The organism is Falseniella ignava CCUG 37419 (assembly GCF_000301055.1).
GTDB classification, from domain to species: Bacteria; Bacillota; Bacilli; order Lactobacillales; family Aerococcaceae; genus Falseniella; species Falseniella ignava.
In genome coordinates this window covers 663,339-680,535 of record NZ_JH932300.1, presented here as the reverse complement: position 1 = coordinate 680,535, position 17,197 = coordinate 663,339, and the positions used below count along the sequence as shown (strand labels likewise).

Genomic DNA, 17,197 nt, shown 5'->3' with positions numbered 1-17,197 from the left:
CTATATTCAATGAATTTGTATTTGAGTTATTTTTTTGTTGTTATCACGTCCTGTTCTTTTACTGACTGTTGCTTCAAAATCTGCTTGTGTCGGTCTGTCAGTTTCGCATGGTCGAGAATGTCTTTTACAACCTGCGTCTGGTTGATTTCATCAAGTTTAATCGCAACCTTTAAGGTCGGGGCAACTTGATGAGATAGCCAGTTCAGCGTCCTTTGGAAGGAGTAAGGCTCTGGTTTTGTGGTTAGTTTTAATCGTTCACGATTGTTCCCAATAAACCAAGCCCATTCTTCATTCAGTTTCCAATCAGAACGAGGTTTGGAATCGTCTTTATCTACAAAACGGATATACCGATTGATAATTTTAAAGGCGGTATGCTCTGGATTGTCATAGACGAGTAAATCACGGACTACATAATAGGCACGCTCATTTTTCAATCGAATCTCAAAACGGTTTTTTACTTCTGCGTCTTCAATGGGAATATCATTTTTCTTGTACTGCTCGTAGTCCTTTTCATAGATACAGAAATAAACTTCACTTTGTAATGAACCGATATAGAGGGTGTTTCCCATACATTCCTTTTCCTCTTTGCGTACCAGTTCGCCACTGCGATAGCTTTTAAAACTGCGGAAGACGGAGATACATTCTTCCTGTTGGCACTTTTCAGTGAGTACAGGGATATTCAAAATCCCTGTCTTATCGTTAATGGCAAGGTCAAGGCGTTTCATCACACCGCCAGCCACCAAAACGTCCATAAAGAACTCATACCAGCTTCTTTGTTGTGCCAGAAGATAGCTTTCAAATTGTCTGCACCCACGACCTTTCAATTCCACCAGAACTCCTTTGTCCAGTTCATGGGAGCAAAGGACGAATATGTCGCCTAAAGCATAATGCTCTGAATAAGAATAGAAACCATAGTCCTCATGAAGAAAATAGGACAGTTTCAGTTGTAAGATGTTTTCGACCACCTGCTGTACGTCTGTTGTCGGAAAGCGAATCCTTACATAATCAAACAGCATTTCAAGGGGAGCGTCGGGATTGAAGCGTTCCAGAGCTTCCCAAAGGGACTGCTGTAAATCCTCTGATGGCTTGACTTTTCCTGTTTCAATATCGCTTAGATACTGCCTTGTAATACCAGTCGCAACAGCTAAACGGTTTTGAGATAGTCCATAAGCCAAGCGTTTTTCTTTTAAATGCTGTAACCAAGTTTGTTCATTCAGTAAAAATCCCTCCAATCAAAAAGGCGTATGTCAACTTTTAAAGCCCATTTGACATACGCTGAAATTTTGTAAATCCCTTGTAACCAAAGGATTTTCTAATGTTTTTTTGACTGTTTCCTGTCGATTTGTACCCCCCTGTTAGATACGGGGGGTTAAGTGCTGGCGTGGCTATTGCCACACCAGCCAGCAAGATCAGTCCACACCTGCGACTTCCGCTTCGCACGTCGCCTGCGTGGACTGTCTGCTGTTGGATAACTTTTTAATTTCCTCCAAGAAATCATATCCTTTTGGTACAAGGGGAGTATAAAACTCTGATATGACACTTGTTCCTACATCAACATAGCCACGACCTTTGATTCGCTTTAAGAAGAAATCCTTTTGTACGTCACTGCCAAACATCATGCCATAGCCCATTTCAGACATACGACCTAAAGCCACTCTGAAATTAAACTGATCACGGATTCCGTCGCCTAAATATTTTGCGTCTGGACGTTGACAAGCCAGTATTAGAAAGAAGCCAGCTTGACGACCTAACATGACAATCTGTTTCAGCTTATTCATAACTGCGGTGTTTTCTTTTGTTCCCAGCATTTCCATGAAAGCGACGTATTCATCAAAGATTAAGAAGTGTGCCGGGAGACCTAAGTAAGCATAATTTTTGCCAGTCTTATAGTTCTTCATCTGCTTCATTTCCTCACTACGTTTCATCATTTCTTCATAGAATGTTTCAATGCAAGAAAGCAAGTCTTCTTTTCTATAGTAGACATTTGCCATCACAGAACCTAAGTCCGCAAGGTCAGCATTTTTCGGGTCAAGAATATACAGTTTTGAATCTGTATGAAGCAAGGCTTCAATCAGTGTCAGTATAAAGTAAGTTTTACCGCCACCTGTACCACCAGCAATCAACATATGAGGGAGCTTATCATATTCCCACCATACGTTTTTCATTAAGCGAAGTTTACCATCTTTAGCTTCTACTTCATCAATAGAAATACGACTGGCTATGGTGTCATAGAGCAAAGTATATTCCACATAGGAATCCTTTAACTCTTTATCCGTCAGCTCACAGTACAAGCCACTCTCTAATTTCTTTTCCAAGTGTAAGAGTTGGTCTTGATATTTTCCCAGCGTGATTTCCACCCGTATCTGTATCAAGCCATTTTTAAGTCGATAATACATTTTAGGGAAGTAGGTTATCTTTTCCTTTGTACGACCAGCACTATCTTTAAAGAAACCCTCTGTTTTGACCTGTTCAGATTCATACCACTTGTTTTCAAGTATCATCTTTGCCAGTTTTTGACGGTGGTAAAGTTGTTTAACCGTATCATAGCGAACCCGTTTGAATACAAACGCTACCAGCAAGCAGATAAGAATTGCGACACTGAAACTGATAATTAAATAGGGAATGTCAATCTTATCTGCTTGTGATAGGTTAAAATCCTGCCAGTTGATCTGCTGGATTGTCTTCACATGAAACAGTCCGACAACCAGCAGGAAAACAGGCAGGAGTGACGCTATCGTAAAATGAAAGACTAAATCTTTACCAGATGGGCGAATCCTTTTACCACGCTGTTTCATGCGAAAAAGTCTCCTTTCTACCTAGCGACTATTTGTCTTGTGTCGGTTCTTTCTTTGCTTGTGGTTGAGCTTTGAATGAACTAGAATCCTTTGTCAGCACAATATCGTCTGCCTTGATATACCAGTCAACATCTGCTCCTTGATAGGTGGCAGTAGCAACGGTGTCCGCAATGGGATTGATAAGTTCCACCCGTGCGTTATAATCAAACTCTTTCAAAGGCACGCTGGCAGGAATACTTACTTGAATCATGCGTCCTTGTCCTTTGGATTTTAAGTCATAGGTACGTTCCTTGATTTCATCTGAAACCGACCCGTCTTCATTTTGGATTCTCACTTCACGACGTAGAGCAGAGAATTTCAATTCTCCAAAAGTCGTGTCTTTATCTAATACAATGCCATTTGCTAATCTCATCATTTTTCCTCTCTTTCTTTATTCTTTTATCATGTCGTCAGCATGTAAAAGGTAATTTGTAAAACCACGAGTGCCGATTTTGTAGCCCTCTGCGGTAATACGTGGATTGACTAACTTCACACGTTCCTCAAAGCCGAAATGTTTTTCGCCAGCTTCAGCAGGAAGCACCACCACAATATCATCTGCTCTTTGAACATCAGAATAGAGATTATAGCTTCTTGATAAGACAGTTAGCCGTCCGTTGATTCTTCGCTGAACGACTTTATCCTCGCCAGCAAATTCTAAATTGCCGAATGTTTTTTCCATGTTGGGAATCACAAATTTAAGTTCCATATTTTTACCTATCCTTTCTTTTTTATTGGCTGAATGAATGTTTGATGGTCTTAAAGAGTGGGGAACGACCTTTTGATTCTTGATTTTTTGTTTTCATAAGTTCACTTCCTTTCAAAATCGGGTAAAAAAATAGACACCTCATTTTTTGAAGTGTCTACCTATTAAATATTCAAATTTTATTGGAAGTATCTTTATATCTTCACTTTTCAAGGATAAATCGTCGTATCAAAGCTCATTCATAAGTAGTAAATTAGTAGTAAATTGAGTGGTTTTGACCTTGATAAAGTGTGATAAGTCCAGTTTTTATGCGGATAACTAGATTTTTATGCTATTTTTTGCTTAAAAATTTTGATTATCCATATATTCTAGATTCTGGTAGAGTTGAGGATACTGATGACAAATTGGATTACGTGGGTGACAAACATTTCGGCCAAAATAGATGATGGATTGATGTGCCTGTGTTAAATCTTCCGCAGGTAAGATTGATACAATATAGTCTTCAATTTGTCGTACGGTCGCATTTTCCGGAACGATTTCATGGTGTTTACATACACGACTCACATGGGTATCTACCGCAAAGGCTGGGATATCAAAGGCAATGCTCATGACAACATTGGCAGTTTTACGACCTACTCCAGAAAGACTTTCAAGTTCTTTCCGCTCTTTGGGCACCACTCCATCAAAATCAGACATAATTTGTTGACTACACTCAACGATAAATTTTGATTTATTCCGAAACAATCCAATTGATTTCAAGTAAGGTTCGATTTCTTTTGGGGTTGCTTTGGATAAATCTAAAGCGGTTGGATAATCTTTGAATAATTTTCGTGTCACTTTGTTAACTGCGATATCCGTCGTCTGAGCACTCAGCATGACAGCAATTAATAGTTGAAAAGGGGTGTCATACTCTAAAATAGTTTCAACATCGGGATATAACTTAATAATCTCTTGGATAACATAACAAGCACTATCTTGTGTTAACATTATTTTGCTCCTTCACTAACTTAATACTAGACACATCTTTTGAGTCTGATATAATAATTTGTGGCTATAATTATTTTTTAGGTCATTAAATAGATACATCTACTATATCATAATGATGGGGGAAGTAAATTGATTGAACTAAGTCATCTTACAAAATCTTATCGCACAAAACATCGACATATCAAAGCGCTCGATGATGTATCTTTAACTATTAATCCTTCAGAAATTGTAGGAATTGTAGGTGAGAGTGGGGCAGGTAAATCAACTTTACTCCGGTGCATCAATTTATTAGAAAAACCTGATCAAGGAACCATTAAAGTAAATCAACAAGATGTCATGTCACTTAAGCATCAGGAGTTACGTCTATTGAGACAACAGATTGGGATGATCTTCCAACAATTTAATCTTTTAGCAAATAAAACCGTTGCTGAAAATATTTTATTGCCTGTTCATATTGCCCATTCTAAACATTATACACCGCCAGAAGAATTGCTTGAGTTCGTTGGATTATCCGATTATCGACATGCGTATCCAAGTCAATTATCCGGCGGACAAAAGCAGCGAGTAGGTATTGCACGTGCTTTAATTAATCAACCTAAAATATTATTGTGTGACGAACCCACTTCTGCCTTAGATCAAACAACGACAGAAGAGATTGTTGATTTACTTAGACAAGCTCAAAAGCAATTTGATACGACAATGGTGATTGTAACGCATGAGTTGGATGTGATTAAACAATTGAGCTCTCGCGTCGTCGTTATGGAACGTGGACAAATTGTGGATCAATTTCACCATCAAAATGTAGAATATAAAATGCCTCGACATAACTATCGTCAACGTGTTAGAGAGGAGTTAGGTCAATGGAATGGTCATATCTAATCGAACGAATTACTGAATATTGGCCGAAATTATTTATCAGTTTAAAAGAAACAATGATTATGATGGGATTTAGTACCTTAGCTGCAGTTGGTGTTGGATTACCTTTAGGCACTTTCTTATTTTTAGCAGCCAAACAAGATTTACTTGGTCAAAAACGTTGGGCACGAATAGCTCATTCTCTCTTGAGTTTAGTTATTAATATCATTCGCTCATTCCCATTCTTACTACTCGTTGTAGCGTTACAACCCGTAGTTCGGATGCTTTATGGACGGGCTACTGGAAATCCGGTTGCAGCATCATTTTCAATGATGGTGATTGCATCAGCTTTATACGCTCGTTTTGTAGAACAGTCCTTATTTGATGTCCCGATCGGAATTATCGAGACAGCTCAAGCCATGGGAGCAACGATCTGGCAAATTGTGTTTAAATTTTTATACGTAGAAGCTCGCAGTTCATTAATTATTGGATTTACAACTGCATTTGTTAGCTTCTTATCGTACTCAACAATTATGGGGGTTATTGGGGGAGGTGGTATTGGCGACTTTGCGATTCGTTACGGCTATCAACGATACGAATCAGATATCATGTACTTTGCAATTGTACTAATTATTATTCTAGTACAAATATTTCAATACTTTGGGCTAAAACTCGCTCAAAAAATTGATAAACGATAAAACACATTCGAAAAGGAGATTTTTTAGTAGTGAAAAAATTAGTAAAAACTTTATCTATTTCAGCACTTGCATTATCGACTGCTTCTAGCTTACTAACAGCCCAAGCAGAAGAAGAGCATGTATTACGCGTTGCTTCACACTTACCACCAATGACAGATATTGTCGAATTAGCAGCTAAAAACATCGCAGAGCCTTATTCAATTGAATTAGTAGAAGTTTCTGATAACATTCAATATAACGAAGCAGTATTCCATGATGAAGCTTATGCAAGTTTTGCTCAACATCAACCATTTATGGCAATGTTTAACGAAGAACGTGATGCTGATTTAGAAGCAATTCAGCCTATCTATAATGCGGTTGTAGGTTTTTATTCACCGGTTTATCAATCAATTGAAGATATTGAAGACGGGGCTGAAGTTGCCATTCCATCAGATCCAACCAACGAAGCTCGTGCACTATTAATTTTAGCACAACAAGGTCTAATTACACTTGAAGAAAAAGATGCATTACCAACAGTGGATGATATTAAAGAAAACCCTAAAAACCTTCAATTTACTTCCGTTGATCTACTAAATTTAACTGGAGCTTATGAAGATGGAGTAGAATTAGTATTTAACTATCCAACTTATATTGCAAAAATTGACTTAACACCAGAAGATGCACTTTTCTTAGAAGATGAAGAAGACAATACTTTTGCAATTACAGTAGTGGTTCGTAAAGAAAACGTTAATAGTGAAGCTACGAAAGCATTAAAAGATGCATTCACTTCTCCAGAAGTCTATGAATTTTTAGAAAAATTATCCGAAGAAGGACACCTTCGTCCAGCATTCGAGCTTGAAAGCGACGAAACGACCGCAGAATAATTTATTATATTAAAAAAGATGAATTCTCACCTCATAATGAGAATTCATCTTTTATTTTTATTTATGAATCAAAGTTAAACCACTTGCGAGCAGAATTGACACTCGCATTTTTTGTAGCTTTCGCAAGCGATTTGACAATATATTTTGAATTTTTATTTAAAATCGCCGTCATCTGTTTAATCGCATAATTAGAAGCAAATGTTCGAAGCTGTCGTTGCTCACGCTCTTCATATTGTCCTAAGTATGATTGGGTAATATAACCAACACGTAAAGTTAAGAATGCATTAATCGAGCCTTCTAGAACTGAACTAATAATTAAATTCGTTATTGGAACCATCCCAGGAATCATTGAAGCTAAGCTCTCACCAACAACCGATGTAATGACCGGTTCAAGCTGTGATTCAATAAGATCATAATCCTCAATGGAACGTGCTGCTAAAACAGCTGTAATTACCTGACTATATAGGCGAAACAAGCTCTGTAAGGTCGGATAGGTCTCATATAACCTAGCTAATTGATAGATCATACGCCCTAATGTATACAAGACCATTGCACTATCTAAAACACCATTTTGACTGATCGCAGTACTTATAAATAACGCATTCGCATTTTCTTGAATAATTTGATTAGATTCCGATTCTAATTGCGATAACATCGATTCAATCTGTGTTTGATAAAGTTGAATCTGTTGTTCAACTTCATCCTCATCGATGATTGAAGCAATCTCAACTTCAGGTAACTTTTCAGGTACAACACTGATATTCGGGTTATGACGTACAATTCGCTCCATTTGAATTAAGTATTTTAACAACTCCTGACGTGTATAATTGTGCGGTAAAGTTTTCATTGCTTTGGGTCCGTGATAAATTCGCCAAACACGATAAAATAAATAACTAAGTAAGAGTAAAATAATCAAAGTCACTGCCAAAGCAAGATACGTATGAATTGAAGCCAATAATCGGTAAAACAACATAAATTGATTGATTAAAAATAGTGTGGCAATGACGCCAAAGATATGGGTTATTAATCGAAATAAACGCTGTATATCTTGTAACCAACTTGACATACTATCCATCCTTTCATTTGTTAGCTTACGGTGTTTGAAAAACTTGTTTTATTATAGCATAATAATAGCGTATAGCTCATCTAATAAGATTGAAGGAGTTTAGAATTGAATAAATGTTTCACATTAAATAAGGAATTAATACTACAATTATCAAAATTTGTTTTAGTAGGTGGAAGCGCCACGTTCGTAGATATGGTGATTTTGTATATTGCTAATAGTGTATTAGGAATCCACCATTTGATTGCTGCAACAATCGCTTTTATCATAGCAACATTTTATAATTATTACTTATCCATGCGTTTTGTTTTTAAAAGTCGATACGATGAAACAGGTAAGCGCAAAGAAATGATTATTTTTTATACTTTAAGTGTGTGTGGACTCATACTAACAATTATCGGTTTAGCTATCTTAGTCGATGGTTTCCAGCAACCGGTGATGCTATCCAAAATAATTGCAGGGGTTTTTGTGATGATTTTTAATTTTGTTACACGAAAAATATTTTTAGAGCAAGCAGAGTAGGAGTAAACTATGAAGTTATCCATTGTCATTCCATTTTATAATGAAGCAGAAGCTATCGAGTTAACCCACGATACAATTGCTCAAGAATTAGGAGAATTGAGTTCGATTGAATTAGAATTAGTCTATGTTAATGATGGCAGTTCAGATAAAACACTCCAATATATTCAACATTTTGCCGAGTTAGACTCACGTGTAAAGTATATTAGTTTTAGTCGAAATTTTGGCAAAGAAGCTGCGATTCTTGCTGGACTTGAACACGCAACGGGAGATTTAACTGTCTTAATGGATGGAGATTTACAACATCCTCCCTATGTCGTAAAACAAATGATTGAAGCCTATCATGAGGGTTACGATATTATAAGTGCAAAGCGGACGAGAGAAGGAGAGAAGAAAATCCCTTCGTTTTTTGCCCGGATGTTCTATCGCGTGGCAAACCAGTCGATGGATATTTCACTTCAAGACGGGGTCTCGGATTTTAGAGGTTTTAGCCGTAAAGCACTTAACGCGATCTTATCTTTAAGAGAATACAATCGATTTTCAAAAGGCATTTTCAGTTGGGTAGGGTTTAAAGAGAAAGTGATTCCCTATAAAAATGAAATTCGTAAACAAGGTCAAACGAAGTTTAATTTTTCAAAGTCCATGAACTATGCGATTCAAGGTTTGATTTCATTTAATAGTCAACCGTTGAGACTTATTATCCATATTGGAATCGGATTGGTTGGACTTTCAATCTGTTATTTAATTTGGCTATTAATTGAATTCTTTATGTTTAAAGATCGAATCGTCAGTGGTTATTTCACGACAATTTTTACAATTATATTCTTTGGAGGAATTCAGCTTTTATCACTAGGAGTATTAGGAGAATATATCGGTAAAATCTATTATGAAACGAAACACCGACCGCATTACATTGTGGATGAGACGAATTGTTATCCGTCGGAGAAAGGGGAGCCATATGTTGAAGAGACAAACTAAAAAATCTTTTTATCCTCAACACAGTATGATGCTACTGCTCAGCTTTTTAATGCCACTTTCGATTGTAACGATTACTTGGTATTTCAATGAATTCTATCCGTTCGGGGATAATACTGTAATGGCAATTGACTTTGGTAACCAATATATTGACCTATTTGCGTTTATGCGTCAAACCATTTTGGAACGCGATTTGGGCGCGTTGGTCTATTCATTCAATAAATCAATGGGCGGTTCAACCGTTGGGATTTGGGCTTATTACTTACTAAGTCCATTCAATTTGATTTATTTATTATTTCCAAAATTAGAAATTGTCAGCGCGGCACATTTAGGAATCTTCTTAAGATATGGCTGTATGAGCTTAGCCATGGCTTATTATTTATCAAAACGCCAAAGTAAAGATAATGCTAATTTAAAGATTGTTTTATTCAGTACTGCATACGCATTATGTGGATTTAGCGTATCCTATCAAATGAATCCTCTATTTATGGATGCTTTAATTATGCTTCCGCTTATCTTAATTGGACTAGAAGAATTGCTCGATGGCGGAAGACCATTTAAGTTTATTGGACTACTCGCATTTACGATTTTTATCAACTTCTATATGTCATTTATGATTTGTATTTTTATTGTCTTTTACGCGATTTACTACATTATGACGCATCAATGGCAAGTCAGTGAATCTCGTGAAAAACGTTTTGAAATTTTATGGAAGCGACTTTATCCAGTTGCTTTGAGTGGAATCTTATCGGTTGGATTAATTGCATTTTTTATCGTCCCATTATTTTTCAACTTACTTTATAGTAAAGGGGAATTAAATTCAGGAATGCGTTTTGCTTGGGAATTACAAATCAATCCTTTAGAAATATTTTCAAAATTCATGATCGGTTCTTTTGATAATAATTCCTGGTCTGCAGGACCTAATCTACCAAATATTTTCGTCAGTTCACTACCTCTGATTGGTTTAATATTATATTTCTTTGAACCGCGTATTACTAAATATGAAAAAATTGGAGCAACAGGCATCTTTATAATTTTCTTTATTTCGATTGTCCATAAATTTACCAACCAACTGTGGCATATGGGACAATCTCCAGCGGGATTCTTCTATCGTTTTTCTTGGTTAATCTCATTTTTCATTATTTTATTAGCGTACCGCTACTTTGAGAAAAATAATCGAATTAAAACAACGGAATTATTCTTTATTGCAGCGGTATTATTATTTGTGTTGAGTTTTGTGATGTTACAAGATCATACGTTCTTAACATCGGCTCAGCTTCAAGCTTCTGCTTTTTGTTTTGCCTTAGTAGGGATTTTATTAGTTTCAAAACATCGATATAAATGGGCTGCCATCGCCGTGATTCTAGCTGCTGAGTTAGGATCTAATATGTATTTATCCCAATCACGTATGAATTATCCTAGTTTAAGCTTGTTTAAAAATTCAATCGCAATTTCCCAAGAATATGTTGATAAAATTCGACCAGATGACGATGAGTTTTACCGAATTAATCCTTTATTCTACCGGGATAAAAATGATCCCTTTATGCAAGACTTCGCTGGTTTTACAAACTTTAGCTCGAACTTAGAAAATAATACCCGTAATTTATTTTATCGTATTGGAAGTAATGGAATTAATGCTGCTACAACCTATAATGGTAGTAAAATTACGGATGCCATCTTTAATATTCAATATCATATTAAGGATTTACCGTACACAGGTGATTCCGACCAAGCACAATATAATTTCAGAGAAGATTTTTCGCGTCCAGGTGTCTTAACAAGTGAAAACTTAATCGACTCTACCGATCGATTTGAAATTTACCGTAATCCAAACGTCTTACCGATTGCTTTTGGTGTGAATGAATCCGTTATTCAACTCGAATTGATCAAAAATCGACCAATGAATAATCATAATGCCATTGGCCAAGCAATAATAGGAAGAGATGATATCTTTCTACAAGATATTGAAGCTGAGCTTGATTCGATGGAAAACCTCGAAGTCATCACAGAAGATCAAAATAATTTTACGGTTAAACGTCAAAATGATTATGAAGAAGGTGTGATCACATATCGGTTCACTCCAACTACTGATGATGATTATTATGTACAACTACCTGATTCCATTCGCTTTATGGATAGTAATAACAATCGATTCTTATTAAATGGTCAGCGGTTACCGATGATTTCAAGTTATAGTGAAACACAATTAGTCAACATTGCTAGTCATGCGAAAGGAATTGAACAAACTTTTTCAATTCGGACTGAAGCCAATCATCCGATTGATTTAAGTCAATTACGCTTTGCTAGATTGGATGAAAGTTTGGTCGAAAAACTGGTCGCAGAGCGTCAACCAAGCGGACTTCAAGTAAAACATAGCAGTAGTAACTCAATTGAAGGAAATGTAAATATTACCGATGACTCATCATGGATGTTTACTTCAATTCCATATGATCGAGGATGGCGCATTCAAGTAGACGGAAAATCCGTTGATACTCGTGAAATATGGGAAGGGTTGCTCGCATTTCCGATTCAATCCGGAGAACATCAAATTAAAATGGTATATCGACCGGTAGGATTAATAGCTGGAATTGGGATATCTATTGTATCTATTATTGCATTAGTGGTGTGGATTATGTATTACAATCGACATTTTATCAAAGCCAAATAATCCTCAATTCGCCTTTAACTGTTTAGGTTAGAGGCGATAATTTTTCTTATTCAGTAATATTTTGTATACTTACTATAAATAATTAATTGATGTGAGAAGGGGGCTAATATGTTTTTTAATATTAATTTACTATTTAATGGAAATTGTCAAGAAGCTTTTGAATTTTACCATCAGATATTAGGTGGGGAAGCATTTAATCCAACGATTACATATGGAGAAATTGATCCTGAAATATCCGATGAACTGAAAGACAAAATTTACTATACTGAGTTATCATTTGGCGACTTTACTTTAAGAGGACAGGATGAAGCACTTTCCGGAAGTTTCTTAGACCGGACGAATACGATAATTAATTTAGATTTCGACAGCTCTTTAGTAGGGGAGGCACTATACCAAGATTTATCCGACGGTGGCACCATTATTGAACCTTTAGATACGCTCATCGATGGTGTGCAATATAGTAAATTTATTGACAAATTTGGAATCACTTGGGAAATATTAATCCATATTTAATTTTTGACCTGAAATTTTCAGGTCTTTTTCATTTTTGTATTGACAGCGTTTTAATAAGTGATTAATATTAGAATTATATTATTAAATTAAAATATTGAGGAGGAAATTAACTTGAAAAAGTTACGCAATTGGTTATTAATTTGGCTGCTTCTTGCAGGAGTATTAAGCCCATCCGTTGCGATGGCTACAGAGCTATCAAATGAAACTGGTGATACATCACAAGTCATATCGCATGTGTTAGATTCAATTGAAGAGACCACCCTTGAAAATATCGAGGAACACTTAGAAATTGATTCCGATAAAGCACAAGTCGATGCATTGGATGAAAATATAGAAGAAAGTCTCCATGACTTTTCAGAAAACACTGAAACTGAAATTTTTGATGTTGAAACAGAAGAAGTTTCAGAGGAAGTGACAAACAATCTAGATGAAGACGTGGATAATAGTGAAATTGAAGTTAATGATGATAAGATTTCAACTGAAACGACTGAAGTCAAATCACAAATAAGCGATGAATCTTCACAAAATGAAGCATCAGAAGATCTTATTTCAATTATTGTTCAAACAAAAAATATTGCAGCGCTTCAACGTGGAATTGATCGCCATGACGCAAGATTTAAAGAATCATTAATCGAGGCTGAGAATGAAGTTCAGTCAACAGTTGATGAAATTATCGCTTCCTTAAAAGAACAAGGGTTTGATATCCAGACAAATCAATATTTTTCTGCTTCCTTCACAGGATTTTCAGCTAAAGTTGATTCAGCAACTTATCAAGCTTTGTTAAAGCATCACCAAGTTCAAAGTGTCAATATTCAGCAACAATTCAAGCAACCTGCTTCGCCTCAAATGCATTCGAGTGGTAGTCTAGTTGGCCTTGATCCAGCGTACTACGAACAATTTGGTTACAAAGGGGATGGGATGGTTGTCTCTGTGATTGATACTGGTGCGGATCCAGAACACCGCGATTTTAACTTAGATCCGGACGTACCTGTTCGTTACAATGAAGCAGCCATGCAAGCGTTAATCGAACTATTAAAACTTCCAGGAAAATATTACTCATCGAAAATTCCTTATGGATTTAACTATGCAGATAATGTTCAAACGATTAAAGACGTCGATGAACATGGGCTTCACGTTGCAGGAACCATTGGAGCCAATGGGAACATTGAAGAAGGTGGAATTCAAGGTGTCGCACCGCATGTTCAACTTCTAATTATGAAAGCATTCACTAATGACCAAGCCCATAGTTCTGTGTTTGAAGATACTTGGCTTAAAGCTTTCGACGACTCCATCAAACTGGGAGCAGATGTTATCAATATGTCGTTAGGTAGTGCCTCTGGATTTACCCTTGATGGAAATTCACCTACCGCATTAGCCTTTAAAAAAGCACGAGAAGCAGGAATTATTCCGATGGTTGCCGCTGGGAATGACCGAAATACGGCATGGGGACAAGATGCACCTAACCTTGCTGCCAATCCAGACCAAGGTGTACTCGGATATCCTGCAGTATTAGAAGACTCAATGGCCGTTGCATCAAGTGAAAATAGACAGTATATGGAAACTTACGTGTCAATTAAGACCGGTGAAGAAGAAGTTACCGTCAATGTACTAGGTAAGACGCCATTTGAAGATAATTTCTCAGAAAATTATCATTCCATTGTTGATAAAGGGAAAGGTCTGCAAAGTGATTACAACGAAAATGAAGATTTATCTGGCAAATATGTATTGATACATCGTGGAGATATATCTTTTGGTGAAAAATATGCCCGAGCGGTAGAACATGGTGCAGCTGGGGTAATTATCGTTGACAATATTGAACAAGATTACCCAATGAATATGACAGGAATTGAAGAGAATCCTGATGTGCCAGTCATGTTTATTCGTAAAAAAGATGGTGAGAAGATTTTACAATTAATTAGTCAATCGGATCGAAATCCTGTGCAAGTTAAAATTCCTCACGGTAAAGAATCCTTTGAAAACCCACAATTCAAGCATATTAGTGAATTTTCATCTTGGGGCCCTACAACAGATTTACGGTTAAAACCAGATATTACAGCGCCAGGTGGCCATATCTATAGCTTAATGAGTGATAATCGTTACCAAGATATGTCTGGAACTTCGATGGCTACACCTCATATGTCAGGTCTTGCTGTTCTATTAATGCAATACCTATATGAAAATAACTTCTTAACGCGTCAAGAAGATGGCAAGGCCGATCCAAAACAAGACGACTTAACGATGCTAATGTTAATGAATACTGCCGTACCGATGGTAGACCCTAATAGTGAAGACCAAACATACTATAGTCCTACTGTGCAAGGTGCTGGGTTAGTTAATATCGCTAATGCGATGAAGAATAAAGTTACGGTAACCGCTACAAATGAACGTGACACGCTTAAAGATGGTAAGCTAGAGTTACGCGAAGTAGGCGAAGAATTTAATGTTCAACTCGAACTTAAGAACTACGGGGATGTCGATCAAACCTATCAACTAAAATATGAATTAATTCATTCAACTGTTGATCAAGATTCAAATCGTTATACAGAAACAACACGAAATGTTCAACGCGTTGCTTTAGGGGAAATTACTGTCAAAGCAGGCGAGACATTGAGTATTGAAAAAATCTTAAATACTTATGGTATTCCAGCAGATCAATATATCCATGGCTTCTTCATCTTAGAGGCTCAAGGGGAAGATACACCAAATCTTACTGTTCCATTCTTAGGTTATAAAGGGCAATGGGATCAACCTCGAATTATCGACCATATGATCGATTTTGAAGGACCGGATAAAGTTAATTATCCAATTATGGAATATTTCAATGAACAAGGGGAGTTGACTGGTGTTGATAAATCGGCTTTCGTTCGTTTAAATGAAGGCAATGGATGGAACTATTGGACAGCCTATAATGTTGACAATAAACCAACTGTGTTTGTGTCACAAGTCAATATTGAAGGACAAACAAATAATTTGACACCTGTATTATCTTTCTTACGTGATGCAGTCAATGTTGATTTTAGAATTGAAGATGCGAATAACCAAATCATTCGCAACCTAATGCATGAAAATCGCATTGTTAAAGTTGGTAAACTCTATATGGATAATGGACGCTATAATTTCCTTCAACAAATGAGAAATGCTACTTGGGATATGCGCGATGCGAACAACGAATACGTGGCAGATGGTATTTACAAATATGTTATCGAAGCTGAAATCGACTACCAAGGTGCACAACGCCAACGCTATGAATATCAAATTGTGGTCGATAATACACCACCTGAAGCAGAAGTAACAATTGAGGATAATCGTGTTACCATAAAAGCAACGGATAATTTATCAGGAATAGATTATATAGAAATTTACAACCCTGAAGGAGGCTGGATTTCAGGGCCTGCGATTGATCGCAAAGCAACCCCAATGTTGTTAGAAACTGAACAAATCATTGAATTACCAGATTATTTACAAGAAGCAAAAGTATTGATGCTCTACTTAAGAGATAATTCAGGTCAAGTAACGCGCAAAGTAATTCGTGGTCAACTTCCAGAGGAACAGCCTGAAGATCAGAATCAAGATGAAAATCAAGATGAAACTGAAGAAAGCGAACAAGGAGAGCAATCTGAAGAATCTGATCAATCTGAGAATCCTACGGATGAAGTGGAAGATCAACCCGTTGTAATTGAAAATCAGCAAATTGATCCTGAAGATTATACTTTTGAGATGGGAGCAACAACGAAAGAATTGCCACTCATTACCATCAATCACCCAGGTGTTTATGGTATTTATGGTGAAAATGATGAAATTGCTGGCTTCAATGCAGAAGTGAAAAACTTCAAGGAAATTCATCGAGCTGAATACATAATTCGGAACTCAAAAGGTGAGGTAATTAAAGAACTTACACCTGCTCAAATATCAAAGTTAGGTGACTTAACAAAAGTCTACGGTGAATATGATATTAAAGATATTCAAGAATCTGATCAATATAATTTAGAATTGATTGTTTACACTTTATCTGATAATGATAAGCTTGTGAAGCAACAAATTTCACGTCCATTTAGAATTGATCGTCAAGCACCGAAAGTTAATATTCAACAAATTGAAAGTCAAGACGGACGCTTATTGATTGAAGTAGATTATGAAGAAGATATGAACTATATCGAAATCTTTGTCAATAATCATCAAATCCTCAGGGAAGATGTTACATATGATACATTATTACCTAAGATGATTAAAGGTAAAAAAGTATTTGAGTTACCTAAAGTATTGATTGGTAAAACCGTACAAATTCGTGCATACGATGATGCAAACCAGACTATTTTTGAAATGGATTTGAAAGATCCAACTCAACCAGAAGAAACGACTCAAGAGAGTCAAACAACTACCGAAGAAACAACTCAAGAGAGTGAAACAACTACTGAAGAGACTACGGAAGAAGTAACTTCGGAAGAAACGACTCAAGAGAGTGAAACAACTACTGAAGAAACTACGGAAGAAGTAACTTCGGAAGAAACGACTCAAGAGA

At 36.5% G+C, this 17,197-nt stretch carries 14 protein-coding genes; 8 read left to right on the top strand and 6 right to left on the bottom strand.

The window, feature by feature from the left end; translation table 11 throughout:
* Positions 1-26: 26 nt before the first annotated feature.
* The 5 genes from mobT to nth form a co-directional block, all read right to left on the bottom strand.
* Positions 27-1,232, bottom strand: a complete 1,206-nt coding sequence (gene mobT / locus HMPREF9707_RS03260) for a MobT family relaxase (protein ID WP_006701290.1) — start codon at positions 1,230-1,232, stop codon at positions 27-29.
* A gap of 177 nt (positions 1,233-1,409) precedes the next feature.
* A complete protein-coding gene (locus tag HMPREF9707_RS03255; RefSeq protein WP_000813488.1) occupies positions 1,410-2,795 on the bottom strand; it encodes an FtsK/SpoIIIE domain-containing protein in 1,386 nt (461 codons plus the stop codon).
* Positions 2,796-2,823: 28 nt separating this feature from the next.
* Positions 2,824-3,210: a YdcP family protein gene (locus HMPREF9707_RS03250; protein ID WP_000985015.1), complete on the bottom strand. Its 387-nt coding sequence runs from the start codon at positions 3,208-3,210 to the stop codon at positions 2,824-2,826.
* A 15-nt stretch (positions 3,211-3,225) separates the two neighbouring features.
* Positions 3,226-3,540, bottom strand: coding sequence for a YdcP family protein (locus HMPREF9707_RS03245; RefSeq protein ID WP_000420682.1), 315 nt, complete (start codon positions 3,538-3,540; stop codon positions 3,226-3,228).
* Positions 3,541-3,879: 339 nt separating this feature from the next.
* Complete coding sequence (gene nth, locus HMPREF9707_RS03240; protein ID WP_006701289.1) at positions 3,880-4,524, bottom strand: endonuclease III; 645 nt, start codon at positions 4,522-4,524, stop codon at positions 3,880-3,882.
* 129 nt (positions 4,525-4,653) lie between these two features.
* On the opposite strand from nth, the gene HMPREF9707_RS03235 reads away from it, so the two are divergent.
* From HMPREF9707_RS03235 to HMPREF9707_RS03225, 3 genes are read left to right on the top strand one after another with little or no spacing between them, the layout of a single operon-like run.
* Positions 4,654-5,403, top strand: coding sequence for a methionine ABC transporter ATP-binding protein (locus HMPREF9707_RS03235; protein WP_006701288.1), 750 nt, complete (start codon positions 4,654-4,656; stop codon positions 5,401-5,403).
* Entirely contained in the window at positions 5,385-6,077 is a 693-nt protein-coding gene (locus HMPREF9707_RS03230) for a methionine ABC transporter permease (RefSeq protein ID WP_006701287.1), read from the top strand. Before HMPREF9707_RS03235 ends, HMPREF9707_RS03230 begins: the two co-directional genes overlap by 19 nt.
* A gap of 29 nt (positions 6,078-6,106) precedes the next feature.
* A complete protein-coding gene (locus HMPREF9707_RS03225; RefSeq protein ID WP_006701286.1) occupies positions 6,107-6,940 on the top strand; it encodes a MetQ/NlpA family ABC transporter substrate-binding protein in 834 nt (277 codons plus the stop codon).
* A gap of 61 nt (positions 6,941-7,001) precedes the next feature.
* Here the strand turns inward: HMPREF9707_RS03225 and HMPREF9707_RS03220 are convergent, their stop codons facing one another.
* Positions 7,002-8,006 carry a DUF697 domain-containing protein gene (locus HMPREF9707_RS03220; protein WP_006701285.1) on the bottom strand — a complete coding sequence of 335 codons (1,005 nt, stop codon included), beginning with the start codon at positions 8,004-8,006 and terminating at the stop codon, positions 7,002-7,004.
* Between the two features lie 105 nt (positions 8,007-8,111).
* Here HMPREF9707_RS03220 and HMPREF9707_RS03215 point away from each other — a divergent pair, with 105 nt between their 5' ends.
* The 5 genes from HMPREF9707_RS03215 to HMPREF9707_RS03195 all read left to right on the top strand — a co-directional run.
* The gene (locus HMPREF9707_RS03215) at positions 8,112-8,525 is read left to right on the top strand and encodes a GtrA family protein (RefSeq protein WP_006701284.1); all 414 of its coding nucleotides are present in this window, start codon (positions 8,112-8,114) and stop codon (positions 8,523-8,525) included.
* Between the two features lie 9 nt (positions 8,526-8,534).
* Positions 8,535-9,500: a glycosyltransferase PgfS gene (gene pgfS / locus HMPREF9707_RS03210; protein WP_006701283.1), complete on the top strand. Its 966-nt coding sequence runs from the start codon at positions 8,535-8,537 to the stop codon at positions 9,498-9,500.
* Positions 9,481-12,165, top strand: coding sequence for a YfhO family protein (locus HMPREF9707_RS03205; RefSeq protein WP_006701282.1), 2,685 nt, complete (start codon positions 9,481-9,483; stop codon positions 12,163-12,165). The genes pgfS and HMPREF9707_RS03205 overlap by 20 nt, the downstream gene beginning before the upstream one ends.
* A 108-nt stretch (positions 12,166-12,273) precedes the next feature.
* Positions 12,274-12,678, top strand: coding sequence for a VOC family protein (locus HMPREF9707_RS03200; RefSeq protein WP_006701281.1), 405 nt, complete (start codon positions 12,274-12,276; stop codon positions 12,676-12,678).
* Positions 12,679-12,789: 111 nt separating this feature from the next.
* Positions 12,790-17,197 (top strand): S8 family serine peptidase (locus HMPREF9707_RS03195; protein ID WP_006701280.1); only part of this gene is annotated, 4,408 nt, incomplete at its 3' end.